Source organism: Ruegeria profundi (assembly GCF_020171505.1).
GTDB lineage: Bacteria > Pseudomonadota > Alphaproteobacteria > Rhodobacterales > Rhodobacteraceae > Ruegeria > Ruegeria profundi.
Window position 1 is genome coordinate 176,994 of sequence record NZ_JAIUZS010000005.1, and the last position, 24,755, is coordinate 201,748.

22 protein-coding genes are annotated in these 24,755 nt (G+C 58.8%); 10 read left to right on the forward strand and 12 right to left on the reverse strand.

Going from position 1 to position 24,755, the window contains the following annotated elements; all coding sequences use genetic code 11:
• Window positions 1–74 precede the first annotated feature (74 nt).
• The 3 genes from LCM21_RS13375 to LCM21_RS13385 all read left to right on the forward strand — a co-directional run bounded on the left by LCM21_RS13375 (window position 75) and on the right by LCM21_RS13385 (window position 3,759).
• Entirely contained in the window at window positions 75–1,430 is a 1,356-nt protein-coding gene (locus tag LCM21_RS13375) for a formimidoylglutamate deiminase (RefSeq protein WP_224891044.1), read from the forward strand.
• Window positions 1,431–1,442: 12 nt separating this feature from the next.
• Window positions 1,443–2,147, forward strand: coding sequence for a GntR family transcriptional regulator (locus tag LCM21_RS13380; protein ID WP_224891045.1), 705 nt, complete (start codon window positions 1,443–1,445; stop codon window positions 2,145–2,147).
• 94 nt (window positions 2,148–2,241) lie between these two features.
• Complete coding sequence (locus LCM21_RS13385; RefSeq protein WP_224891046.1) at window positions 2,242–3,759, forward strand: malonate--CoA ligase; 1,518 nt, start codon at window positions 2,242–2,244, stop codon at window positions 3,757–3,759.
• Here LCM21_RS13385 and LCM21_RS13390 read toward each other — a convergent pair.
• The 6 genes from LCM21_RS13390 to gcvT form a co-directional block, all read right to left on the reverse strand.
• Window positions 3,746–4,483, reverse strand: a complete 738-nt coding sequence (locus tag LCM21_RS13390; protein ID WP_224891047.1) for a metallophosphoesterase family protein — start codon at window positions 4,481–4,483, stop codon at window positions 3,746–3,748. The genes LCM21_RS13385 and LCM21_RS13390 overlap by 14 nt on opposite strands.
• Window positions 4,484–4,599: 116 nt before the next feature.
• The gene (gene serA, locus LCM21_RS13395; protein ID WP_224891048.1) at window positions 4,600–6,195 is read right to left on the reverse strand and encodes a phosphoglycerate dehydrogenase; all 1,596 of its coding nucleotides are present in this window, start codon (window positions 6,193–6,195) and stop codon (window positions 4,600–4,602) included.
• A 59-nt stretch (window positions 6,196–6,254) separates the two neighbouring features.
• Window positions 6,255–7,436 carry a phosphoserine transaminase gene (locus LCM21_RS13400; RefSeq protein ID WP_224891049.1) on the reverse strand — a complete coding sequence of 394 codons (1,182 nt, stop codon included), beginning with the start codon at window positions 7,434–7,436 and terminating at the stop codon, window positions 6,255–6,257.
• 197 nt (window positions 7,437–7,633) lie between these two features.
• Window positions 7,634–10,489, reverse strand: a complete 2,856-nt coding sequence (gene gcvP, locus LCM21_RS13405; RefSeq protein ID WP_224891050.1) for an aminomethyl-transferring glycine dehydrogenase — start codon at window positions 10,487–10,489, stop codon at window positions 7,634–7,636.
• A 108-nt stretch (window positions 10,490–10,597) separates the two neighbouring features.
• On the reverse strand, window positions 10,598–10,963 hold the full coding sequence (gene gcvH, locus LCM21_RS13410) for a glycine cleavage system protein GcvH (RefSeq protein WP_068336854.1): 366 nt from the start codon (window positions 10,961–10,963) through the stop codon (window positions 10,598–10,600).
• 18 nt (window positions 10,964–10,981) lie between these two features.
• Window positions 10,982–12,076, reverse strand: coding sequence for a glycine cleavage system aminomethyltransferase GcvT (gene gcvT / locus LCM21_RS13415; RefSeq protein ID WP_224891051.1), 1,095 nt, complete (start codon window positions 12,074–12,076; stop codon window positions 10,982–10,984).
• A 322-nt stretch (window positions 12,077–12,398) separates the two neighbouring features.
• Here gcvT and LCM21_RS13420 point away from each other — a divergent pair, with 322 nt between their 5' ends.
• From LCM21_RS13420 to LCM21_RS13435, 4 genes are read left to right on the forward strand one after another with little or no spacing between them, the layout of a single operon-like run.
• Window positions 12,399–13,049 carry a histidine phosphatase family protein gene (locus LCM21_RS13420; RefSeq protein ID WP_224891052.1) on the forward strand — a complete coding sequence of 217 codons (651 nt, stop codon included), beginning with the start codon at window positions 12,399–12,401 and terminating at the stop codon, window positions 13,047–13,049.
• Window positions 13,050–13,071: 22 nt separating this feature from the next.
• Window positions 13,072–13,686 carry a glutathione S-transferase family protein gene (locus tag LCM21_RS13425; RefSeq protein WP_224891053.1) on the forward strand — a complete coding sequence of 205 codons (615 nt, stop codon included), beginning with the start codon at window positions 13,072–13,074 and terminating at the stop codon, window positions 13,684–13,686.
• Between the two features lie 14 nt (window positions 13,687–13,700).
• Window positions 13,701–14,756 carry a saccharopine dehydrogenase gene (locus LCM21_RS13430; protein WP_224891054.1) on the forward strand — a complete coding sequence of 352 codons (1,056 nt, stop codon included), beginning with the start codon at window positions 13,701–13,703 and terminating at the stop codon, window positions 14,754–14,756.
• Between the two features lie 3 nt (window positions 14,757–14,759).
• Window positions 14,760–15,902, forward strand: coding sequence for a saccharopine dehydrogenase family protein (locus tag LCM21_RS13435; RefSeq protein WP_224891055.1), 1,143 nt, complete (start codon window positions 14,760–14,762; stop codon window positions 15,900–15,902).
• Window positions 15,903–16,090: 188 nt separating this feature from the next.
• On the opposite strand, the gene LCM21_RS13440 is transcribed toward LCM21_RS13435, so the two are convergent.
• Together LCM21_RS13440 and LCM21_RS13445 are read right to left on the reverse strand one after the other, a co-directional pair.
• On the reverse strand, window positions 16,091–16,408 hold the full coding sequence (locus tag LCM21_RS13440; RefSeq protein ID WP_068336837.1) for a DUF3775 domain-containing protein: 318 nt from the start codon (window positions 16,406–16,408) through the stop codon (window positions 16,091–16,093).
• A gap of 87 nt (window positions 16,409–16,495) precedes the next feature.
• Window positions 16,496–17,269, reverse strand: coding sequence for a DUF1365 domain-containing protein (locus LCM21_RS13445; protein ID WP_224891056.1), 774 nt, complete (start codon window positions 17,267–17,269; stop codon window positions 16,496–16,498).
• Between the two features lie 146 nt (window positions 17,270–17,415).
• Between LCM21_RS13445 and LCM21_RS13450 the strand changes: the two genes are divergently transcribed.
• From LCM21_RS13450 to LCM21_RS13460, 3 genes are read left to right on the forward strand one after another with little or no spacing between them, the layout of a single operon-like run.
• On the forward strand, window positions 17,416–18,072 hold the full coding sequence (locus tag LCM21_RS13450) for a sigma-70 family RNA polymerase sigma factor (RefSeq protein WP_224891057.1): 657 nt from the start codon (window positions 17,416–17,418) through the stop codon (window positions 18,070–18,072).
• Between the two features lie 9 nt (window positions 18,073–18,081).
• Window positions 18,082–18,732, forward strand: coding sequence for a ChrR family anti-sigma-E factor (locus tag LCM21_RS13455; RefSeq protein WP_224891058.1), 651 nt, complete (start codon window positions 18,082–18,084; stop codon window positions 18,730–18,732).
• Window positions 18,733–18,783: 51 nt separating this feature from the next.
• Window positions 18,784–19,188 (forward strand): hypothetical protein, encoded by a 405-nt coding sequence (locus LCM21_RS13460; RefSeq protein WP_224891059.1) that lies wholly within the window; start codon window positions 18,784–18,786, stop codon window positions 19,186–19,188.
• 3 nt (window positions 19,189–19,191) lie between these two features.
• Here LCM21_RS13460 and LCM21_RS13465 read toward each other — a convergent pair whose 3' ends face one another.
• From LCM21_RS13465 to LCM21_RS13480, 4 genes are all read right to left on the reverse strand, one after another.
• Window positions 19,192–20,421, reverse strand: a complete 1,230-nt coding sequence (locus tag LCM21_RS13465; protein WP_224891060.1) for a DNA recombination protein RmuC — start codon at window positions 20,419–20,421, stop codon at window positions 19,192–19,194.
• A 52-nt stretch (window positions 20,422–20,473) separates the two neighbouring features.
• Entirely contained in the window at window positions 20,474–22,339 is a 1,866-nt protein-coding gene (mutL, locus tag LCM21_RS13470; protein WP_224891061.1) for a DNA mismatch repair endonuclease MutL, read from the reverse strand.
• Between the two features lie 283 nt (window positions 22,340–22,622).
• Window positions 22,623–23,552: a metal ABC transporter permease gene (locus tag LCM21_RS13475; protein ID WP_224891062.1), complete on the reverse strand. Its 930-nt coding sequence runs from the start codon at window positions 23,550–23,552 to the stop codon at window positions 22,623–22,625.
• Window positions 23,549–24,754 (reverse strand): metal ABC transporter permease, encoded by a 1,206-nt coding sequence (locus LCM21_RS13480; RefSeq protein ID WP_224891063.1) that lies wholly within the window; start codon window positions 24,752–24,754, stop codon window positions 23,549–23,551. The genes LCM21_RS13475 and LCM21_RS13480 overlap by 4 nt, the downstream gene beginning before the upstream one ends.
• Window position 24,755 lies beyond the last annotated feature (1 nt).

Below are 24,755 nucleotides of genomic sequence, written 5' to 3' on the forward strand. Positions count from 1 at the left end.
CTTTTCGGCTCCCCTCTTGTTTGATTTTTTCGTATATGTGAAAAGATATAAAGTCTACACGTTATGGTATCGAAATGCAGGTTCACGCCAAAACTGCTTTGTTAGGCTCTGACTGGGTTCAAGATGTTCGGGTTGAAACGGATCAAGGGCGCATCAACCGGCTGCAGAGACAGTCCAAGGCGATGCCGGGGGACACGCAAGTGGATGTCCTTTTGCCCGCATTGGGCAATCTGCACAGCCATGCCTTTCAACGCGCCATGGCCGGTATGACCGAAACCCGTATGGCCGGGCGTGAGAGTTTTTGGACGTGGCGCACGTTGATGTATCGTTTTCTGGACCAACTGACGCCTAAGCAGATCCAGGCCATCGCCGCGCTGGTCTACATGGAGATGCAAGAGGCTGGCTATGCCTCGGTCGGCGAATTCCACTATGTCCATCACAAACCCGGTGGCGCGGCCTACGATTGCGTCTCGGAACTCAGCCAGCGCATCTTTGCGGCCGCAAGCCAGACGGGGATCGGGCTGACCCATCTGCCCGTTCTTTATACCTATGGGGGCGTCTCGCAAGAGCCGTTGTCAGGCGGGCAACTGCGGTTCGGCAATACCGTGGATCAATTTCTCAGGTTGGTGGACGACTGCCGAAGCGTATTACCTGATTTAGACTCCATTTTGGGCATCGCACCTCATTCCTTGCGCGCCACCTCACCCGCCAATCTGGCAGAGGTTCTACAGGCCGTACCCCAAGGGCCAGTACACATCCACATCGCGGAACAGCAAAAGGAAGTCGCCGATGTTGAGGCCGCGCTGGGGCAGCGCCCGGTCGCGTGGTTGCTGGACAATGCTGACGTTAACGCGCGTTGGTGCCTGATCCACGCGACCCACATGACTGACGCTGAGACCCGCGCCTTGGCCAAGTCTGGTGCGGTCGCCGGGCTGTGCCCGATCACCGAGGCCAATCTGGGCGACGGTATTTTCAACGGAGCAACCTATATTGCCGAAGGTGGGCAATTCGGCGTGGGATCAGACTCTAACATAAGGATATCCTTGCCCGAGGAACTGCGAACGTTGGAATATTCGCAAAGGCTCCGCGATCATGAGCGTGCGGTTCTGGTGAAGGACGAAGGCTCGGTCGGGCATGCGCTGTACACAGGTGCCGCGCGGGGCGGCGCACGTGCGCTTGGGCGCGACGCGGGCGAGATTGCCGAGGGCAGGCTTGCCGATCTGGTTGCCATTGACCGAAGCCATCCGACGCTCTGCGCCCTGACCGACGATCAACTGCTGGATGGTCTGTGCTTTGCCGCCCCCGACGGTTTGGTTACCGATTTATGGAGTGCCGGGCGCCGTGTGGTGAAACAGGGCCGGCACATTGCACGAGATCAGATCATAGCCGCCTACCGATCCGCGATTGCGGGTCTGTTGGCCTCGGTCTAAAGGAGCGTCGCGATGGCTCAATCAAACGACACAACCAGCTACAAAGACATCAAACAGACCGTTCTGGCGCGCATTCGGTCGGGCAAGTGGCAGCCTGACTCGCTTTTACCGAACGAGCAGGAGCTTGCTGTTGAGTTTTCCTGCACCCGCACCACGGTAAACCGCGCCATGCGGGAACTGGCCGAGGAAGGCTATCTGGAACGCCGCCGCAAAGCCGGAACCCGGGTGCTGAGCGCACCACAACGGCAAGCGCGCTTTACCATCCCAATGGTCCGGGATGAGGTTGAGGCGTTGGGCGGCACCTATCGCTATGCGCTGGTCTCGGCTGATTCAGAAACCGCGCCAGAATGGTTAAGCGCCCGTCTGGCCCTTTCGCCAAAGCAAAGCGTGGTGCATGTGCGCTGCATGCATTTCAACGGCAACACCCCGTTTCAGTATGAAGACCGCTGGATCGTCACAGCCTCGGTCCCGCAGGTGCAGCTGGCTGATTTCTCGGAAGTCGGCCCGAATGAGTGGCTGATCCAAACTGTTCCCTTTACCAATGTCGAGCTTAGCTTTCTTGCCAGCCGCGCCAACGCAACGGTTGCCGGGTTTCTGGACGTGACCGAAGGGGACCCCGTCTTTACCGGAGAGCGGATCACGTGGTTAGAGGGTCAGCCAGTAACCTTTGCCAAAATGTATTTTGCCGCCGGATATCGTATGACTACAGAATTCTGAACGCGTTTTGAATTTCCGCGCCAAAGGGCTTTACCCCCCTTTCAATCCGATACAGATTCAGCCCCGATTGAGCAGGCGCAAAAGGAATGACGATATGGCCAACCCGCTTTATGATCGACTGTTTGGCATTCATGCGGGAAAGGACACGCCGTTTCTTCATCTTCCGGACGGGCAGACCCTGACCCATGCTGCCTTTCTGGACATGACTGCGCAGATCGCCAATGCCCTTACGGGGTACGAACTTGAACCCGGCGACCGGGTGGCGGTGCAGGTTGAAAAATCGCCCGAAATGCTGGCGCTTTATGCCGCCTGCGCCCAGACCGGGCTGATCTTTTTGCCGCTGAATACAGCCTACACCACAACCGAGCTGCGCTATTTCATCGAAAACAGTGGGGCAGAACTCGTTGTCTGCGACGCGGCAAAAGAACAGGACCTCACGCCCATCGCCGCCGCCCAGAACGCACGGATAGAGACGCTGAACGCCGATGGCACTGGTAGCCTGATGCGGCGGGCGATGGGGATGTTGCCTGCATTTGAACCTGTGAAGCGCGCCGAAGACGACCTTGCTGCGTTCCTCTATACCTCGGGCACCACAGGCCGCTCGAAGGGCGCGATGCTTACACAGGCCAATCTGCTGTCGAATGCCCAGACGCTGGTACAGGAATGGCATTTCACCAAGGATGACGTACTGCTGCACGCCCTGCCAATTTTTCACACCCATGGCCTGTTCGTGGCAACGAATGTGGTGCTCGCGTCGGGCGGGTCGATGATCTTCCTGCCAAAATTCGATCTGGACGAGGTGCTGCGATGGATGCCTAAGGCGACATCGATGATGGGGGTTCCAACATTTTATACTCGGCTGCTGGGTGATGAGCGGTTTACAAGTGATCTTTCCGGGCACATGCGGCTGTTCATCTCGGGCTCGGCCCCACTGCTGGCGGAAACCCATGAGCGGTTCGAAGCGCGTACCGGCCACCGCATCCTTGAACGCTATGGCATGACCGAGACCAACATGAACACCTCGAACCCCTATGATGGCGAACGTCGCGCGGGCACGGTGGGTTTCCCGCTGCCTGGTGTCGAACTGAAGGTTACTGATCCGGAAACAGGCGCCGACCTGCCACAGGGTGAGATTGGTATGATCGAGGTGCGTGGACCCAACGTTTTCAGCGGCTATTGGCAGATGCCCGAGAAAACCGCAGCCGAACTGCGTGAAGATGGGTTCTTCATTACCGGTGATCTGGGGCGCGTGGATGAGGATGGCTATGTTCACATCGTTGGGCGCGGCAAGGACCTGATCATCTCGGGCGGCTACAATATCTATCCCAAAGAGGTCGAACTGGTGCTGGATGATCAGCCCGGCGTACTGGAAAGCGCCGTGATCGGCGTGCCGCACCCGGATTTCGGCGAGACCGTGTTGGGCATTCTGGTGCCCAAACCGGGCGAGGCACTGGACCCGGACGCCATCCTGACCAATGTCCAGAACGTGCTGGCCCGCTTCAAACATCCGCGCAAGCTGATCGTGGTTGACGAGCTGCCCCGAAACACGATGGGCAAAGTGCAGAAAAACGCGCTGCGCGAAACCTATGAAACCCTGTTTACAAAGGGTTAGGCGTCAGCGGAACGCGTCCCGTCCGGGTCAAAAGCCAGCAATCCCGCCCTTCGAATACGGCCACCGCCAAAGACCGGCCATAACCCGCGCCCGCATCCAGATTGATCCGGTTGCCGCAATGTTCGGCCCGGTCGCACGGCGTATGCCCGTGGACGACCAGCCAGGGATGCGGGCTGGTCTCTTGCAGAAATTCGTGGCGTATCCAGACCAGATCGTCTTCGGCCTGTTGCTCCAGAGGGATACCGGGGCGGATACCGGCATGGACGAACAAAAGATCGCCTTCGCGATGATACAAAGGCAGCGCGTTGACAAAATCGATATGCGCAGGCGGAACAGCTGCACAGGCGCGCTGAATGACCTGAAAAATGCGGTCATCGTCAGAAACCTCGACCCCGTAGGACGCCAGCGTTTCAACACCCCCCAGACGCGGATGCAGCCAGTTGAGCATGATCGGCAGGTGTTTGTCCGCGATTTCGCCCTCTTGCACAAAGCGCGCCATCATCCGGTCATGGTTGCCTTTGACCATGATCCAATTTTTACGCGCACGCTGCCCTTCAACCAGCAGGTCCAGCACACCGCTGCTGTTTGGTCCGCGGTCCACATAGTCACCCAGAAACACCACGCGGGCATCTGGCCCTCCATCCTGCTCAATCAGGTGAAGCGCATTTTCCAGCATGTCTAGCTGACCGTGGATATCGCCAATGGCGTAAAGCGGAGATGTCATGAAATACCTTCGTAACACGTCGTATTGCTTGTGTGATGTAAACTGGCGACCGGAAAAAGAAAACGCCCGCGCAAATGATGGCGCGGGCGGGATAATGCGCGGAGTATCAGTACCGCTTAGGCAACGTCAAACTCCAGAGGCTTGATTTGCTTGAACAGCCCGGTTTCCGCCAGCTTGGCCCGCGCCTCTGCCGGAACAGGTTCATCGACATAAAGCAGGGCGATTGCCTCGCCGCCCGCCTCGGTTCGACCAAGGGTAAAGTTCGCGATGTTCACACCGTTGTCGCCCATGGTCTGACCCAGCGCACCGATGATGCCCGGCACATCTTCGTTGGTGGTGTAAAGCATGTGCGCGCCCACCTCGGCGTCGATGTTGATGCCCTTGATCTGGATAAAGCGCGGCTTGCCATCGCTGAAGACTGTACCGGCAATCGAACGTTCCCGCTTTTCGGTCACCACGGTCACCTTAATATAGCCGTCAAACGTGCCGGACTTGTCCTGATTGGTGGTCGAGATCTGGATCCCACGCTCTTTTGCGACCACCGGGGCCGAGACCATGTTCACCTCGGGGTTAAACTTTTTCATGATCCCAGCGACAACAGAGCAGTTCAATGCAGCAAGGTTCATCTTTGCCGCGACACCGTCATACAGAATGTTGATCGCCTTGATTGGCTCATCCGTCATCTGGCCGATGAAGCTGCCGAGATGTCCTGCCAGTTTGATCCACGGCCCCATCACCTTGGCCTCTTCGGCGGTCACGCTGGGCATGTTCAGCGCGTTTTCAACGGCCCCGGTCAGCAGGTAGTTCGAGATTTGCTCAGCCACCTGCAGAGCCACGTTTTCCTGCGCTTCGGTTGTGGCCGCCCCCAGATGCGGTGTGCACACCACGTTGGGCAGGTTGAACAAGGGGTTATCCTTGGCCGGTTCTTCGCTGAAGACATCAAAGGCGGCACCAGCGACATGGCCCGATTGCAGCATCTCGGCCAGAGCTTCCTCGTCCACCAGACCGCCGCGGGCACAGTTTACGATACGCACACCCGGCTTCGTCTTGGCAAGGTTTTCGCGGCTCAGGATGTTGCGGGTCTGGTCGGTCAGCGGCACGTGCAGGGTGATAAAATCGGCGCGCGACAGCAGCTCGTCCAGTTCAACCTTTTCCACGCCCATCTTCGCGGCTTTTTCTGCGTTCAGAAACGGATCGTAGGCAATAACCTTCATACGCAGACCCAGCGCGCGTTCACAGACGATGCCGCCAATATTGCCCGCACCGATCACGCCCAACGTTTTGTTGGTCAGCTCGATCCCCATGAACTTGGACTTTTCCCATTTGCCGGCATGGGTCGAGGTGCTGGCCTCGGGGATTTGGCGCGCAACCGCAAACATCATCGCGATCGCGTGTTCAGCGGTGGTGATCATGTTGCCGAAAGGCGTGTTCATCACGATCACGCCTTTTTTCGACGCAGCTTCTTTGTCGATGTTGTCGGTACCGATGCCGGCCCGGCCTATCACCTTCAGCTTGTCCGCTTTTTCCAGAATCGTTGGCGTCACTTTGGTTGCCGACCGGATTGCAAGGCCGTCATACTGGCCAATCACCTCGGCCAGTTTGTCCTTGTCTTTGCCCAGATCGGGCATGAAATCCACGTCGATGCCTCGGTCGCGGAAAATCTGAACGGCTGTTTCGCTGAGCTTGTCAGAGACGAGTACTTTGGGGGCCATATTCTCTGGTCCTTGAATTGTATGAAAGGTCCGGGTCTGTTGCGGCCCGGTGCGCAAGATCAAGCGGCTTCGGTTTGCGCCGCGATTTCAGCCTCGAAAGCCCATGCGAGCCAAGGCAACATCGCCTCGATATCCGAGGTTTCGACCGTGCCGCCACACCAGATACGCAGTCCTGCCGGCGCGTCGCGATAGGCTCCGATATCCAGCGCTATGTTTTCGGCCTCCAACCTTTTGGCCACGGCCTTGGCAAAGGCTGCGCCATCCTTGATCCGCGCATCGGTGAATTTCAGGCAGACCGAGGTATTTGATTGAGTTGCTGCGTCTTCGGCCAGGTTGGCGATCCAATCATTCTGGTCACAGAACGCGTGCACCGCACCGGCATTGGCATCGGCCCGGGCGATCAGACCCTGCAAGCCACCAACCGAGCGCGCCCAGTCCAACGCAAACAGATAATCTTCGACCGCCAGCATCGACGGCGTGTTGATCGTCGCGCCGGTAAAGATGCCGTCGATCAGCTTGCCACCTTTGGTCAGGCGGAAAATCTTGGGCAGTGGCCATGCGGGGGTATAGCTTTCCAGCCGCTCCACCGCACGGGGCGACAGGATCAGCATCCCATGCGCAGCTTCCCCGCCCAGCACCTTCTGCCAGCTGAACGTGGTCACATCCAGCTTGTCCCAAGGCAGGTCCATCGCAAACGCTGCGCTGGTCGCGTCACCGATGGTCAGACCCTGACGGTCATCTGCGATCCAGTCGCCATTTGGAACCCGCACGCCCGACGTGGTGCCATTCCATGTAAAGACAACGTCATTGGCAAAATCGATGGATGCAAGATCAACGATCTGACCGTAATCAGCCGTTTTGACCTCAGCATCAATTTTCAACTGCTTGACCACATCCGTGACCCAGCCCGCACCGAAGCTTTCCCAGGCCAGCATCTCAACCTTGCGCTCACCCAGCAGCGACCACATCGCCATCTCAACCGCGCCGGTGTCCGAGGCGGGAACTATGCCGATCTTGTAATCTGCGGGAATGCCCAGAACCTCACGCGTGCCTTCAATGGCCGCCTTCAGCTTGTCTTTGCCAACAGCCGCGCGGTGCGACCGACCCAGAGCGGCGTCGGCCAGTTTAGTCAAATCGAATGTGGGGGGTTTGGCACAAGGACCCGAGGAAAAACGCGGATTAGCTGGCCGCAGTTCAGGTTTGCGCGCGGCGTCGCGCGACGCCGTTTGTTCAATGCTCATCTGTATTACCCTTCCAGATACACGCCCCTCGTTGGGGAGGGGTGTCCCACGGTCAGAGGTATGGGGCGTTTGCGATTGCAGCAAGCGGAAAAGACGCTTCACTTGCAAAAAACGACACCTGAAAGGGGCGCAAATTGGAACACAGGTTTCCGATTGGCGAAAAAACTCCGCCAGTCTCTTGGCGGGGTTTGATGGTTTTATTCCGCTGCCTCTGCGTAGTCCGCCATTGGTGGGCATGTGCACACCAGGTTTCTGTCACCATATGCGTTGTCGACACGGTTTACAGGAGACCAGTACTTGTCGACGCCCATTGAGCCCGGAGGAAAACACGCCTGTTCACGGGTATATGGGCGATCCCAGTCACCGACCAGATCGCGCACCGTATGAGGGGCGTTTTTCAGCGGGTTGTTCTCCGCGTCGATCTTGCCATCGATGATATCCTGCGCTTCGGCCCGAATCGACAGCATGGCGTCGCAGAAGCGGTCCAGCTCATCCTTGGGCTCAGACTCGGTGGGCTCCACCATCAGGGTACCGGCCACTGGCCAGCTCATCGTGGGGGCGTGGAAGCCGCTGTCGACCAGACGTTTCGCGACGTCATCCACGGTCACATGTGCCTCAGCGTCCAGCGGGCGGGTGTCGAGGATGCACTCGTGCGCCACGCGACCGGACTCGGAGGTATAGAGGATCGGATAAGCATCCTGCAGACGTGCCGCGATGTAGTTGGCGTTCAGGATCGCCACCTTAGTCGCCTGGGTCAGACCCGCGCCGCCCATCAAAAGCACATAGGCCCACGACACCGGCAGAATCGAGGGCGAGCCAAAGGGCGCCGCTGAGACCGGCCCCACAGCGGTGCCGTATTCCGGGTGGCCGGGCAGGTGTTCCTCCAGATGCGCCTTGACGCCGATCGGACCCATGCCGGGACCGCCGCCGCCATGTGGGATGCAGAAGGTCTTGTGCAGGTTCAGGTGGCTGACGTCGCCGCCAATATCACCCGGACGCGACAGGCCCACCATAGCGTTCATGTTGGCCCCGTCGATATACACCTGACCGCCGTGATCATGGGTGATCTGGCAGACCTCCTGAACGGTGGTTTCAAACACGCCATGGGTCGAGGGATAGGTGATCATGCAACCGGCTAGGTTATCCGAATGCTTCTCGGCCTTGGCGCGGAAGTCATTCAGGTCAATATTGCCATTCGCATCCGATTGCACCGGGACGACCTGCCAGCCCACCATCTGCGCCGAGGCCGGGTTGGTCCCGTGTGCCGAGGTTGGGATCAGGCAGACATTTCGATGCCCCTGCCCGTTGGCGACGTGATAGTTGCGGATGGTCAAGAGGCCCGCATATTCCCCCTGCGCGCCCGAGTTGGGCTGCTGGGAGATCGCGTCATAGCCGGTGATCTGGCACAGCTTGTCGTTCAGATCGGCAATCATCTCGTGATAGCCCTGCGCCTGATCTTCGGGGCAGAACGGATGCAGATTGCCGAACTCGGGCCATGTGACCGGGATCATCTCGATCGTGGCGTTCAGCTTCATGGTGCAGGATCCCAACGGGATCATCGCCCGGTCCAGCGCCAGGTCGCGGTCAGCCAGACGACGCATATAGCGGGTCATCTCGGCCTCGGCCCGGTTCTTGTGGAAGATCGGGTGGGTGAGATAGGGTGTCTCGCGAAGAGCGTAATCCGGCAGGCGGTACTGCTTGTTCGAGCTGTCATCCTTGCGGTCGATGCCGAACGCGCCCCAGACCGCCTCGATCGTTTCGGCGCGGGTCTGTTCGTCAAGGCTGATGCCAACGTGGGTCTCGCCGACCTTGCGCAGGTTGATGCCACGGGCAACAGCCGCTTCCATCACGGTTGTCTGAAGATGGCCAACTTCGACCGTAATCGTATCAAAGAACACCTCGGGCTCGACCGCGAAGCCTGCCTCTTCCAGGCCAGCGGCCAGACGCGAGGTTTTGCGGTGGACCGATTGCGCAATCGCCTTGATCCCGTCGGGGCCGTGGTACACGGCATACATTGAGGCCATCACGGCCAACAGCGCTTGCGCGGTGCAAACGTTCGAGTTCGCTTTCTCGCGCCGGATATGCTGTTCGCGGGTTTGCAGGGCGAGGCGATAGGCCTTGTTGCCGCGGCTGTCGATGCTGACGCCAATGATCCGCCCTGGCATCGCGCGTTTCAGCTTGTCGGTGGTGGCCATGTAGGCCGCGTGCGGGCCGCCATAGCCCATCGGAACGCCAAAGCGCTGGGTCGAGCCGATGGCGATATCCGCGCCCATCTCACCGGGCGATTTGAGCAACGCCAGTGACAGGATGTCAGCCGCCACAATTGCAATGGCGTTGTGTTCGTGCAGCGCAGCGATCTCAGTGGTGAAATCGCGCACATGGCCGTGGGTGCCCGGGTATTGAAAGATCGCGCCGAAGACGGCACCGGCGTCCAGCGTGTCCGGATCGGCAACCTGCACGTCGATACCCAAGGGCTCGGCGCGGGTCTTGATCACCGCGATGGTCTGCGGATGGCAGTTCTTGTCAACAAAGAAAGCCGCGTTATTGCCCTTGGACCGACCGCCGCGCTTGGCCATGGCCATGGCTTCGGCCGCCGCTGTGGCTTCGTCCAGCAAAGACGCGTTGGCCACGTCCAGCCCGGTCAGGTCGCTAACCATGGTCTGGAAGTTCAAGAGCGCCTCAAGCCGGCCCTGGCTGATCTCAGGCTGATAGGGCGTGTAAGCGGTGTACCACGCCGGGTTCTCAAGAATATTGCGCAGGATCGGTGCGGGCGTGGTGGTGCCGTAATAGCCTTGGCCGATCAGCGAGGTCAGAACCTTGTTTTTGCTGGCCACCTTTTTCATGTGATACAGCGCGTCGCGTTCTGTCATCGCCGGGCCCCAATCCAGCGGTTCGGCCTGCCGGATTGCAGGCGGGACGGTGGCGTCGATCAGCTGATCAAGCGTCTTGAAACCAATCACCTTGAGCATATCGCGCATCTCGGTCGGGCTGGGCCCGATATGACGGCGATTGGCAAAGTCATAGGCTTCGTAATCGGTCAGTTTGAAGGCCATTGTTGCACTCCTCAAAGTATGTCTCGCCCTGCCGCTGTGGCTGGAGCCTCCGGCGGGGATATTTTTTGCCAGATGAAGGGCGGATCCACACAGGAACCCGCCATTGGATCAGCCGATGAAGGTTTTATAACCGTTCAGGTCCATCAAGTCTTCCAACTGAGCGGCGTTGCTCAGCTTGATCTTGTAAATCCAGGCGTTGCCCTCGGGGTCGTCGTTCAAAGAGGCGGGGTTGTCGGCCAATGTCTCGTTGACTTCGATCACTTCGCCATCAACCGGCGCATATATTTCGGAGGCTGCTTTGACGGACTCGATCACGCCAATCTCATCGCCCTTTTCGAATTCCTCACCTTCGTCTTTCTGTTCGACAAAGACCACATCGCCCAGCTGCTCGGCGGCATGCGCAGTGATGCCCAGAGTGGCAGTGTCACCTTCGACCTCGATCCATTCATGCTCTTCTGAGTAATAGGTAGCCATGTTGTCTTTCTCCTGACTTCAACGCTTGTAGTTCTGTTTGACGAAGGGCAGCGCCACGATCTGCGCTGGTAATGGCTTGCCGCGTACGATCAGGTTCACCGTCTCACCTGCCGCACTATGGTCGGCAGAGACGTAACCCATCGCAACCGGCCCACCGACCGTGGGGCCAAACCCGCCCGAGGTGATCTGACCAATGGTATCCCCCTCAAGGGATTGCACTTCGACGCCCTGCCGCGCGGGCGCACGGCCCTCGGGTGCGATGCCGACCAACTTGCGCGCGGGGCCTTCCGCCAGTTCCCTCTGAACACGCTCCGCCCCCGGGAAGCCCCCTTCTTCCCTGCGGCGTTTCTGAATGGCCCATCCCAAAGAGGCCTCAACGGGTGACGTGCTTTGGTCGATGTCATTGCCGTAGAGGCAAAGCCCCGCCTCAAGCCGCAGGCTGTCGCGTGCGCCCAGACCGGCCGGGTCGCAATCCGCATGCGCCAGAAACGCGCGCGTAATCTCGATGGCTTTGTCCTCGGGGATCGAGATTTCAAAGCCATCCTCTCCGGTGTAGCCCAGGCGCGATACGCGGCACGCGACACCCATGATGTCTGCCTCGGTGGTTTCCATGAACTTAAGATCGCGGGCCGCCGGGCAAAGGTCACCCACCACATCTTCGGCTTTTGGACCCTGCACAGCGACCAGAGCGCGGTCGAATATCTCGGTCACTTCGACACCTTCCAGATTGGCCTTCATATGCGGGATATCCTGATGACGCAGTGCTGCGTTGACCACGACGAAAAAGTGATCCCCCGCGTTCGATACGATCAGGTCATCCATGATTCCACCTTCGGGGTTGGTGAAAAACCCATACCGCGCCTTGCCTTCTTTCAGCGTTGCGTAGGCCTGCGGGCAAAGCGCCTCAAGCTTTTCGCCCACGTTTTCGCCGCGCAGGATCACCTGACCCATGTGGCTTACATCAAACACCGCCGCTTTGTCGCGGCACTGCCTATGCTCTCCCATAATTCCCATCGGGTACTGTACCGGCATCTCCCACCCGGCAAAGTCGACCATCTTACCGCCCAATTCAACATGCAGATCATACAACGGTGTGCGCTTTGGTGCGGTCATCTTCTTAACCTTTCAATGCCGTTTGCAAAGGTTGCCGTGCGGGGCGCAGTGACAGCTTTGACAGGCACCAAGGTTCCCGGGACGCTATTGCGAGTCAACAGGGTTTGCCCGGGCGCGAAAGCAGGTGGTATGCGGCCGCATGCAGCAATTTTGTATCGTATAGGAAACTTTTTTCCGTTAGGCAACACAAAAGGCGTACAGTGTTTTGCCGAATCCGCGCCGGGTAATCACCGTCTACAGACCGATTTGTGCCCGCATCCTGTCAAACGCCTCTGGTCCCGGCCCGAAACCTGCCCTAAGACGTCGCGCAAGAGGAACCGCGATGTCACACATTACACTGGTACGACACGGCCAGGCCAATACAACTGCCCGTGATGAAGAAAGCTATGACATGCTCAGCGATCTGGGTCATCAGCAGGCGCGGTGGTTGGGCGCGCATCTACAGGATACCGGTGCGCATTATCCGCGGGTCTATTGCGGTACGCTGAAACGGCATGTGGATACGGCTGCCAGCATGGGCCTGACCAACCCGATTCAGGACTCCCGTCTGAATGAGATCGAGTATTTCACCATCGCGCAGCTTTACGAACAGCAACACGGTGTGGCTATTCCAGTAGATCGTGAAGGCTTTGTCGAGCACCTGCCCCGTACCTTTGAAGCATGGGCCAAGGGTCAGATCACAGGCACGCCGGAAACGTTCGAAGCCTTCGAAACCCGCGTTTCCGCCGCGCTGCACGAGATCGGAACCGAAGGCGGGCCGGCCATTGTTGTTACGTCGGGCGGTCTCATCTCGATGGCGGTGCGGCAGGCCATGGGGCTGGATATTCCGGCAATGGCACGGGTGGCGCTTGCCATCATGAACACGTCGCTGCATCGGCTGCACCCGATCGGGGAACAGTTGAGCCCGGTACTGTTCAACGCGGTTCCCCATCTGGAAGCGCCCGACCGGCAATTCGCGCAAACGCATCTGTAAACCACACCCGGAGACCCCGTTCATGCAGCTTTATTACGCTCCGCGCACGATCTCGGTTGCTGTCGCAATTGCCTTGGAAGAGGCCCAGTTGGACTATGAAGCCATCCGTCTTGATTTTGCACAGGCAGAGCAGACCAAACCGGCCTATGCGCAAATCAACCCCAAAGGCCGCGTTCCAGCGTTGGCGGTAGAGGGCGGTATCCTGACAGAAACGGGCGCCCTGCTGGACTATGTGGCCGCGATCAAGCCCGAAGCAGGGCTGGTGCCCAGTGACCCGGTTGCAGCAGCGCGCATACGTGAGGTTATGTACTACCTCGCTTCGACGATGCATGTGAACCACGCCCACAAGATGCGCGGCTCACGTTGGGCCGATGACGAGTCCAGTTGGACCGATATGGCGGACAAGGTGCCGCAGACAATGACCGCATCCTGCAAGTACATCACCTCGAACGGGTTGCGCGGGCCGTTTGTGCTGGGTGAGGCCTTTTCGCTGGCCGATGCCTATCTTTATGTGGTTTGTAGCTGGCTCGAAGGTGATGGCGTAGACGTCGCGGCCTTTCCCAAGATTCTAGCCTTCCGCGCGGCGATGGAGGCGCGCGCCTCGGTTCAGGCTGTACGAGCCGCTGGAATGCTCTGACAAAAGGAAAACGCATGACACATCTCTGGGTCCGGGCAGAACAGCGCCCGAACGAGGAAAGGGTCGGGCTGACCCCCGAAGGCGCCAAGGAACTGATCGCAGCGGGTATCCGCGTTACGGTCGAAGAGAGCACCGTCCGCGCGATACCAATTGAGGGATACAAGCAGGTCGGATGCGAAATCGCGCCCGAGAATACGTGGCCGGACGCGCCGTTGGATGCGATCATCTTCGGCCTCAAGGAACTGCCAGAGGATGGCACGCCCCTGCCCCACCGCCACATCATGTTCGGTCACGCCTATAAGGGCCAGCATTCCGGCCGTGCCTTGCTGGAACGGTTCAAGGCTGGCGGCAGTACACTGTATGACCTTGAATATCTTGTGGATGAAGATGGCCGCCGCGTTGCGGCCTTTGGCTATTGGGCAGGGTACGCCGGGGCAGCCGTAACACTAAAAACATGGGCTGCGCAGCAACGGGCTGAGGAATGCCCCCCGGTCGGTGTCTACCCCAGCAAGGATGCGCTGAATGCCGAACTAATCGCTGAATTGGATGCCACTGGCGCCGACCGTCCGCGCGCCATCGTCATCGGCGCGTTGGGTCGCGTGGGGACAGGTGCAGCCGATCTGTGCGAAGTCATGGGCGTAGAAGTAACCAAGTGGGATATGGCTGAGACCGCGAGTGGTGGGCCATTTCCCGAGATTCTTGACCATTACCTGTTCCTGAACTGTATTTTTGCACGCCCCGGCACCCCTGTCTTTGTCCCGCGAGAGGCATTGACGGCCCCGCGCACCTTGACCGCAATTGGTGATGTGGCCTGCGACCCGGACAGCGACTACAACCCGGTCCCCGTCTATGACCGTGCAACGACATGGGACCAGCCCGCCGTTCGCGTGGCAACCGATCCGGTTCTGGATGTGATGGCGATCGACAACCTGCCGTCGATGTTGCCGGTCGAAAGCTCGCAAGACTATGCAGCGCAATTGCTGCCCTCATTGCTGACCCTGACCGATCTGAACAGCGGCGTCTGGCGTCGGGCAGAAGCAACCTACAAAACACATATCGAAGGAATCTGAGCGATGACGATTCACTGGTGTGGCACCGGCCTGTCGGCCATCCCCGGCCTGCGCCGCCTGATCGAAGGCGGGCACAAGATCACCGTCTGGAACCGGACCGTCGAAAAGGCCAAGGCCGAGGTTGGAGATCTGACCGACGATATCCGTGCATTTGATATCGACGCGCTGGGCGCGGTGCTGGGCAAGGGTGATGTGATCGTTTCGATGCTGCCGGGCGACTGGCACGTACCTCTGGCCGAACTGGCGATTTCGAAAGAAGCCAATTTTGTCTCGTCCTCATATATTGCGCCCGAGATGCGCGCACTGGATAACAAGGCGCGCGAGGCAGGTGTGGCACTGGTCAACGAGGTGGGCCTTGATCCCGGCATCGATCACCTGATGGCGCATGCGTTGGTGGATGATTACCGCGCCTCGGATGCGTTTGATCCGCAGAACCACCTGAGCTTCATCTCGTATTGTGGCGGTATTCCCAAAAACCCGAACCCGTTCCGGTACAAATTCAGCTGGTCGCCGCTAGGTGTGCTCAAGGCATTGCGGTCGCCGTCCAGGTCGATCCGCGACTACGCTCCGCTGGATGTGGCGCGCCCGTGGGACGCGATCACCAGCTATATCGCGCCGCTGCCTGCTCCGGAAAGCTTTGAGGTGTATCCGAACCGCGACTCGATCCCGTTTATGAAAGAGTACCAGTTCGAAGACCATTGGCCGGTCAAGGAATTCGTCCGTGGCACCTTGCGCCTGAACGGCTGGGCCGACGCCTGGTCGGATGTATTTACCGAAATCGAGACCCTTTCCGGCCCCGAAGGCGACGCGCGCCTGAAAGAAATGTCAGATCAGTTCTGGGCAGAGAACGCCTATGACGAGGGTGAACCGGACCGCGTGGTTCTATGCGTCGGGCTCAAGGCAGAAAAAGACGGCATCCCGGTCTGGCATAAGACCTATGTGATGGACGCATGGGGCGACGCGCGCGGTACGGCCATGGCGCGCCTGGTTTCGATCCCCGTCTCGCTGGCTGTCGAGGCGGTTCTGAATCGCGCAATCCCGGCAGGCGTCCATGCCGCCCCCAGTGACCCCAAGCTGGTGCAGGACTGGATGGGCGAAATAGACACTCTGGCCCAACACCTGCAAGTGGTGGACCACACGGCGTGATCTCAAAGAAAAAGGCCTGTCCAGCACATCAGGGCGGACCTTAATCCCCGAACGCAGCTCGGCTTTGTTGATGACGAGCTAAAAGCATGGAATGGCCAGCGGCTTGGACGCTGGCCGCGAAAAGGGCGGCGTCGAGGGGTCTGCAAATCCGAACACCAGCTCAACGTTTATTCGACCGGAAACAGACCCTACATAAGGTCGTTTTCTACATCCTCAGCCGAGATACCAAGCGCATCCAACCCGTTTTCAAGATGATCCGACAGGTGCGGGGTTCCGATCAGGTAATCGGCACAGGGCGTCGAGGCCTCTGATTTGGCGGTTGCGATTGCTTCAGCCAGATCCTCGGCAAAGAAACTTTCACGCCCGACCCACATGACCGCAACCAATTCTGCCTGCTCATCTTCGCTCATACGGTCAATAAATGCGCGCAGTTCCCCCTCGGCCCGGTTCAGTTCACGACCCATCATGGCCACCTGAGCGATTTTTCTTGCCGAGATTTCCAACATGTCCCAACTCCTTGTGTTCGCGGTTTCAACCCTAGCACAATCATTGTCAGGCGTCTGAGTCTTTGATCTTACTCAAACAAAGCGGCCTCAAGGTTCACGAATACGAGACACCGGATGATCGGGAACAGGCGCCGAGCGAAACGCGCGGAACCGGGCCTTTTTCGCCCACAGTTTCAGCGCCTGCCACAAGATCAGGAAAAACGCGCGGCGGGCACCAAACGGTCGGCGCAGCAATGACCAGATAATAGTGCGGTTGGTCAGCCTGGCCCGAGGACCAGTCAGGGTCGCAATCAGACCACCGCCTTCACGGCCGTAATCAATCCATACCCCCACGCGTTCGGGACGATAGTCAAACCGGAATGTGTAGCTCCCTTCGACCTTTTGAAAGGGTGAGACATGCATCAGCTTGTCCGCCACAATCCGGTCCGACGGTTGAATCGGCGTGAAACCCGGATTGTGGCACAGATAGCTATGGCGCGTGCCGTAGGTGTTCGTGACCTCGGCCACGACCGCGTAAAGCAGGGCGGTGTCATCAAAGCAGAACCAGAAGCTTACCGGGTTGAACACATGACCGAACACACGTGGCTGCGTCAGAAGGGTGATATGGGCGGGCTGTGCCACACCAAACTGGTCGAACTGCTCACGCAGCCAAACCGCGCCGCGCCCTTGTCCCGGCTCGCCGCCATGGTCCAGATCCCGCCAGTTTGTCACGTTGGGGTAGTTTTTCGAAAACAGCATCGGGGTGTCAGGGTCGGACTCTGGATCAAGCAGGATGTAGTCGACGGAGTAACGAAAAGCGTTCTGAATCGCGCCCTTTCGCCCGTGATATGTGTGGCCTGCAATATGGTCGACCCAGTTCAATTGAGTATCTCCGCCGCACCTGTAAACCGCTCAATCGGCATTCTTTTCCTCATTTGTATACATATGTCTGTACGAAAAGCAGCCGCAGACGGATCAAAAACGAACAACAAAGTGATCCGGCTTGGGTCGCGCGTCGTAATGTGGTTATGTTTACCGAGATTGATACCGTGACCTTGGACGACCCGGCGGCCGACAGGCCAGCGCTTAAGCCTTGGCGCGAAAAGACAAGTACCAGGGGCAAGTCGGTGAACAGTGCGAATGGCAATCGCGAAACCAGAACTGAGTGGGTAAGCCACGTCAGACGCATAAGAGACGCGCAGGACCAGGCGGCCTTTGCCGAACTGTTCCAGCATTTTGCGCCTCGGATCAAAGCGTTCCTGATCAAGTCGGGATCGGACGCAACATTGGCCGAGGAATGCGCCCAAGAGGTTATGGCAACCTTGTGGCACAAGGCGCATATGTTCGATCCGACCCGTGCAACCGTGGCCACTTGGGTGTTCACGATTGCCCGGAACAAGCGCATCGACGTTTTGCGCAAACAACGCCGCCCCGAACCGGAAGATTTGGGTTGGGGCCCCGAAGCTGAACCTGAACAGGACGACGTCGTCGCACTGCAACAGGAAACCGCGCAGTTGCGCGATGCCATGGCGGCGCTTCCTGCCGCGCAAAGAGAACTGATTGAGAAGTCATATTTTGGCGATCTGAGCCACCGCGAGATTGCGTCGCAGACAGGGTTGCCTTTGGGAACAATCAAATCACGTATACGGCTGGCGCTGGACCGCTTGCGCCACGCGATGAATTGAGATGAAAAGATGAGTACAGAGATCAAACATCACCTGACCGATGACCTGCTCATGGCCTATGCCACAGGTACATTGCCCGAAGCGTTCGACCTTATGGTCGCCACGCATCTGTCGCTGTGCGACCACTGCCGTGCGCGTGCCGAAAGCTTTGAGGCTGTAGGCGGCTGTGTTCTGCAAGAGCAAGGCGGCACTGCAAATATGTCCGATGGGTCGCTGGCGGCCACAATGGCTTTGATTGCCAAAGGTGCACCGATCGTAAAGCCCGCCCGCGCGGGGTGCTCGGTTCTGCCAGCACCGTTGCAGGATTACGTTGGCGGAGACGTCAACAGCATCAAGTGGCGGTCGATCGGCATGGGCGTCAAGCAGGCAATCCTTCCAACCACAAGCGAAGCAACGGCACGCTTGCTGTTCATCCCTGCCGGTGCTGCGGTTCCGGACCACAGCCACAACGGCATGGAACTGACGATGGTGCTGCAAGGTGCTTTTTCGGATGAGGTTGACCACTTTGCCCGCGGCGATGTTGAGATCGCGGATGAAGATCTGCACCACATGCCGACCGCGGATATTTCAGAGGACTGCATCTGTCTGGCCGTTACTGATGCGCCTCTGAAGTTCACCAAAATGATGCCGCGTCTGTTCCAGCCATTCCTTCGCATCTGACGACGCAGTGTTTCGTGCTATACTTTCCCAAGTTTAATTAGGGAGTAGATCATGAAATTGCGTTTAATCCTGAGTGCATTCTTCGCGGGCTTGGCCTTTACTGCGTGGGCACAACAGACAGCCGACGTGAAATTCGAGCCGGGTAACTTCGGTACAATGGTCAGTGGTACCATCACCGGCGATGAATATTTTGACTACAACCTAGGCGCAAAAGCCGGGCAGGAGATGTTTGCCGAGCTTCAGGTCAGCGATACAAATGGCAATGGCGTAATCTATTTCAATATCCTGCCACCCGGCAGCGACGGGGCCGCGATTTACAACGGCTCAATCGACGGGAATACCGCCCGGATCGATCTGCCCGATGACGGAAACTATACGATCCGTGTCTACCTGATGGGCAATGACCGCGACACCGGGAAAACGGTTGGGTACAATCTGGACCTATCGATCCAGTAGACCCTAACCCTCGGTCTTGCCAAGTGGCACGACGTTTGTGTGTTCGTCCGGTGCCAGTTCTTCGAAATCGAAATTGTCCAGCCGCTGCGCCCGTCGACCCGCTTTTTCAGCGCTGATCTTGATGTCCGAGATGTCCTTGGCCGCCTGCCCGAAATGTCGGTCGAGGTTTGAGACCCGATCCTCCAGACGTTCGACATCCTTGTGCAGCATACCCAGCTCTTTGCGGATCGCTCCGGCCTGTTCGCGCATCCGTGCGTCTTTCAGGATTGCCCGCATCGTGTTCAGCGTGGCCATGCAGGTGGTCGGGGACACGATCCAGACGCGTTTGCTGAAACTTTCCTGCACCAGTTCGGGGAACTTGGCGTGTAGCTCGGCATAGACCGCTTCGGACGGTAGGAACATCAGCGCACCATCAGCGGTTTCGCCGTCCAGAATGTATTTCTGAGATATATCCGTGAGGTGTTTGCGTACGGTGGTGCGGAACATCTGCACGGCCGCTTTCAGTTCCATGTCGTTGGTCGATCCGATCAGCGACTCATACGCCTCAAGCGGGAACTTGCTGTCGATCACAATCGGTCCCGGAGGGTTTGGTAGGTTTATCAGGCAATCCGCGCGGCGCCCGTTTGACAAGGTCGCCTGCAATTGAAAACTGTCTGATGGCAGCGCTTTTGAGACGATGTCGTTCAACTGGATCTCTCCAAACGCACCGCGGGTTTGCTTGTTTGAAAGGATGTCCTGCAGCGACAGCACGTCACCAGAAAGTTTGGTGATATTGTCCTGCGCCTTATCGATGGCGGCCAGACGTTCCTGCAATTGCGTCAGCGAAGTAGCTGTCTGTTTCGAGGAGCCATGCAGCGATTCCTTCATCCGCTCCTGCATCTCGGCCAGCGCGCGGGCCGATTTCATCGCGTTATCCGCAAGCCGATCATTCATCTGTTGCTGAACCGAGGACAAGCGAGATTCAACTGTCTGAATCACCTGCACCTGAGCGTTGGCTTGCGTGTCTGATACATGCTGCAATCCGCCGCGCAGCTGTTCCTGACCCTGCCCCAATTGCTGCACATGCTGACCCAGATGGGCCATCTGCCGCGCCAGCGGCTCGGCCATCCGGGCTGAGCGATTCGAAGCGCGCAAAGACATGAACAGAAGCAACAGGATCAGGGCTACAATCCCACCCACGATCAGGATCACAGGGTCGTTCAACGCCATTTCAGTGCCAGCAATCTCGATCATGTCGCCTCGGATGTTCTTGTTTTATTCTTCTTAGCCCAGCTTAACAGTCAGATCAACTGCGGCCGAACAAACGCTCAATATCGGTCAGCTTCAGTTCGACGTATGTCGGTCGCCCGTGGTTGCATTGCCCCGAATGCGGTGTGGCCTCCATCTCGCGCAATAGCGCGTTCATTTCTTCTGCGCGCATTCGGCGACCCGAGCGGACCGATCCATGACAGGCAACCCGGCTGAGGATCGCCTCAATCCGCGCCTGCACCGTCTGGCTTTCGCCCTGATCGGCCAGCTCGTCGAGGATATCCAGGATCATCGCGCGGGCATCGACCTCACCCAAGATCGCGGGTGTTTCGCGCACAGCGATGGCACCGCCGCCGAACGGCTCAAGCGTCAGCCCAAGGCGGGACAAATCATCAGCCACAGCCATCAGGCGCGCGCAATCGCCCTCGGAGAGTTCGACGATCTCAGGGATTAGCAATGCCTGTGCGGCTACGCCATTATCTGCCATCTGGCGTTTGAGCTTTTCGTAAACCAACCGTTCATGCGCGGCGTGCTGGTCAACGATAACCATGCCATCGGCGGTCTGAGCGATGATGTAGTTTTCATGCACCTGCCCGCGCGCCGCGCCCAAGGGTAGGTCTTGCGCCGGAGGTTCATCAGCAACTGGCACTGCAGGCGCGGGCTCAACAATGCTGCCGCTGTAGTCGTGCGACAAATCTGCGAATCCGGGCGACTGCGCTCTGTATGCGGCCTGTCGTGCCGCAACCGACGGCCGATCCATCTGATACACCCGCGCCGCTGCGGGCTGCGCTGGCAAGGCCGGTTCGGGCCGCATTGCACCCAAGGTGGCATTGGCCACGGTCGAGGACGCCCGATGCCCTGCCTCGGCCAAAGCATGTCGTAAGGCCGAGACGATCAATCCACGCGCCACGCCGGGGTCGCGGAAGCGGACCTCGGACTTTGCGGGATGCACGTTCACGTCCACCAGAGTTGGGTCGCAGTCAATGAAGAGAGCCGCCGCCGGGTGCCGGTCACGGCTGAGGAAATCGAAATAGGCTGCGCGTAAAGCACCAGTGAGCATCTTGTCCCGCACAGGGCGGCCATTCACGAACAGGTATTGGGCCACCGCTGCACCGCGCGAATAGGTCGGCAAAGCAGCGTATCCGTATAGTCGGATGCCTTCGCGCGTCGCGTCGATCTGCAAGGCATTCTCGGCAAACTCGCGGCCGATCACACGCGCCAGGCGCGCATGTAGCGCGTCGAACAGGTCGCCGTTCTCGCGGTCGGAGCGGAAGGTCACACGGCCTTCGCCCCCACCTGAGACATCGCGCAAGGTGAAAGTGATCGAAGGCTCGGCCATGGCCAGCCGTTTTACCGTATCGGTGATCGCCTGTGCCTCAGCCCGGTCGGTGCGCATAAACTTCAGACGGGCAGGCGTGGCGAAAAATAGCTGCCGCAGTTCCACCACGGTACCAGCACGCAGCGCCGCGGGTTTTACCGCCTCCATCTTGCCGCCCGCCACATGGATCGAGGCAGCCTCAGCCCCCGGCACCCGGCTGGTGATGGTCAGCCGCCCAACCGCCGCGAGCGAGGGCAACGCTTCGCCCCGAAAACCGAAGGTGTGAATGTTCAGCAGATCCGAGCCATCGATCTTTGATGTTGCATGGCGTGACAAGGCCAGCGGCAAATCATCCGCTGAAATCCCGCAACCATCATCGCTGACACGAATCAGTGTCTTACCCCCATCCGCAATGTCGATGGCGATCCGGGTCGATCCGGCGTCGATCGCATTTTCGACCAGTTCTTTCACGGCAGAGGCCGGACGTTCCACAACCTCACCCGCGGCAATACGGTTGATCGCGGCATCGTCGAGTTGCCGGATTACGGGGCGATTTTCGCTGATATTGGGGTTTACCTGCGCCATACTACCAGACCTAGCACAGGTTCGCACGATTCTGCCACCGGTTTGGCGGCTGTAATTGTCCTGAAGAGGGGGCGTTCGAACAATCTCGCAGCGCTGGTCTTGTTTAACGCAATGCCGGTCGAGATTGTCCGAACGTTCCGAAGTGAGTGGTGGTCATCCTGAATTCATTAGCGGTTGTCCTAGCACGAAACGCGATATCACAGTTACGTGATCTACTAACGCACCGTATCTAGGCGATTTTCAGCCGAAAGATACGATTCACCGTTAGCGGGAACATGCCGTGTCAAGCCTCTTGAGGTGCGCCAGTACGTGTGCGGTAAGGACCCCACAGTGCAGCACAGGCCAGAATCAGGCCGGACATTGTTGCGATCATACCTGCCGCGCTGACTGCATCCGCAGCCCCCAACCAAAGCGGACCGTATCCCGCCAAAACGTACCCCGACACCGCCGACGCACCGGCAAAGACGACGCTCCACGCGATCTGCGCCTCAAGCCCGTTGGTCATCATCCGCGCTGCCGCCGGGGGGCAGATGAACATCGCGATCACGATAATAGAGCCGACCGCGTCAAAAGAGGCCACGGCGGATATCGCTGCCACGATTACCAGGGCCATGCCAAGCGTACCGGTGCGAATGCCGATGGTCTGGGCAAAGCCTTCGTCAAAAGTGGAAATCTTAAGCGGACGCCAGCACACCCAGATGAACAGGATCACCCCGACCAGCGTCAACGCGATCCGCGGCAGTTCCGGTGGCAGGCCGGCCAATGCCGTCAGGTCCAACAGCGACAACCACCCCACCGCATCCAGCCAGATCAGGCTTTCCAGGTTGCCATAAAGCGCATGTTCTACGTCCAGATGTACACTCGAGGTATCGGTCAGCTCCAGCAGCAGCACGCCGCCTGCGAACATGGTGGTGAACACCACGCCCATCGCGGCCCCCGGTTCGATCTGGCCCAACCGCCGGATCGCCTCGATCATCACGACCGAGACAATCGCCGCCCCCGCAGCGCCCAGCATCATGGGCCATGTCGAGATTGTGCCGGTCAAGATAAAGGCCACCACGATGCCTGGCAGAACCACATGGCTGATCGCGTCACCAATAAGGGCCTGTTTTCGCAGGACCAGAAAGTTACCGGGCAAGGCGCAGGCAATCGCCGCGAACGTCCCGATAAGCAATGGCGTCAGCGACAGTGGAACGAAGTCTTCACCGCTCATGCCGGAACCTCCTGCGGACCGCCGATCCGTCGGTCAATTTCGGCGATCTGGTCTCGGGTCAGCACGGTCTCAATATCACGCAACCCGTCATAGAGCGCCGCCGTCGCCTCATGCGCCTGGTCGGCCCGGATGACCTCCCACCGTTTTTCATCGCGCAGCGCCTTGGCAGCAAGGGCTTTTCCTGCCTCGGTTGCAACCCCGTCGGCACGGACAAGACCCGCGCGTGCCAGCAGGCGCAGGGTGAGCGGTTCATAGATTTTTTGACCTTGTGCAAGCGCCAGAAGGCCTTGGCGGATATGAACGCGGCGCTGGAATTTCAGATGCTGCAAAACGGCCGCCAGCACACCCCGGCCAGGCGCAAACAACAGCGACAGAGCAAAGAAGCCAAAGCTGACCAAAACGATGATAGGACCGGTCGGCAGGTTGGGAGTTACAGCCGAAAGAGCCGCGCCAAGATATCCTGCCAGCCCCCCGGCCAGACCTGCCAGCATCACCACCCTGTCGGACCGTTCGGTCCAGAACCGCGCTGTGACAGCGGGGATAATCAGTAGTGCCACTATCAGGATCAAACCAACGATTTTCAAACCCACAACAGTGACAGCCATCACCAGCCCCATCATAGCCAGATCAACTCGATGCACTGGCAGACCCTGCGCCGCAGCGTAGTCCGCATCAAAGGCAACAATCGTCATTGGACGACGAAGGATTATCACCATCAACAATGTCGCCGCGCCGCCAATCGCGATGATCAGCGCGTCGGCCCACAGCATCCCGGCCGTCGACCCCAGAAGGAACCCTTCGAGCCCGGCCTGACGGCCCACACCCATCGTTTGAATGACCGTCAGCAACACGATGCCAAAACCGAAAAAGACGGATAATACGGCTCCGATCGCGGCATCCTCAGCCAGTCGGGTGCGGCGCGTTAGCCAATTCATGCAAAGCAATCCGATCCACGCCGAAACCGCTGATCCGGCCAGCAGGCCGATCAGGTTGCGCCCGTCACCACCCAAGGTGACCAGCATCATGAAAGCCAGACAGACGCCCGGCAAGGTCGCATGGCTAATCGCGTCACTCACAAGCGCGCGCTTTCGTAGGAACAGGAAAGTGCCGGTGACTCCGGCTGACACACCCAACAAGGTCGCACCAATCGCGACCAGCGTGGCATTATAGCCAAGCTGCAGGGTCAGAGCTTCCCAAAGCATG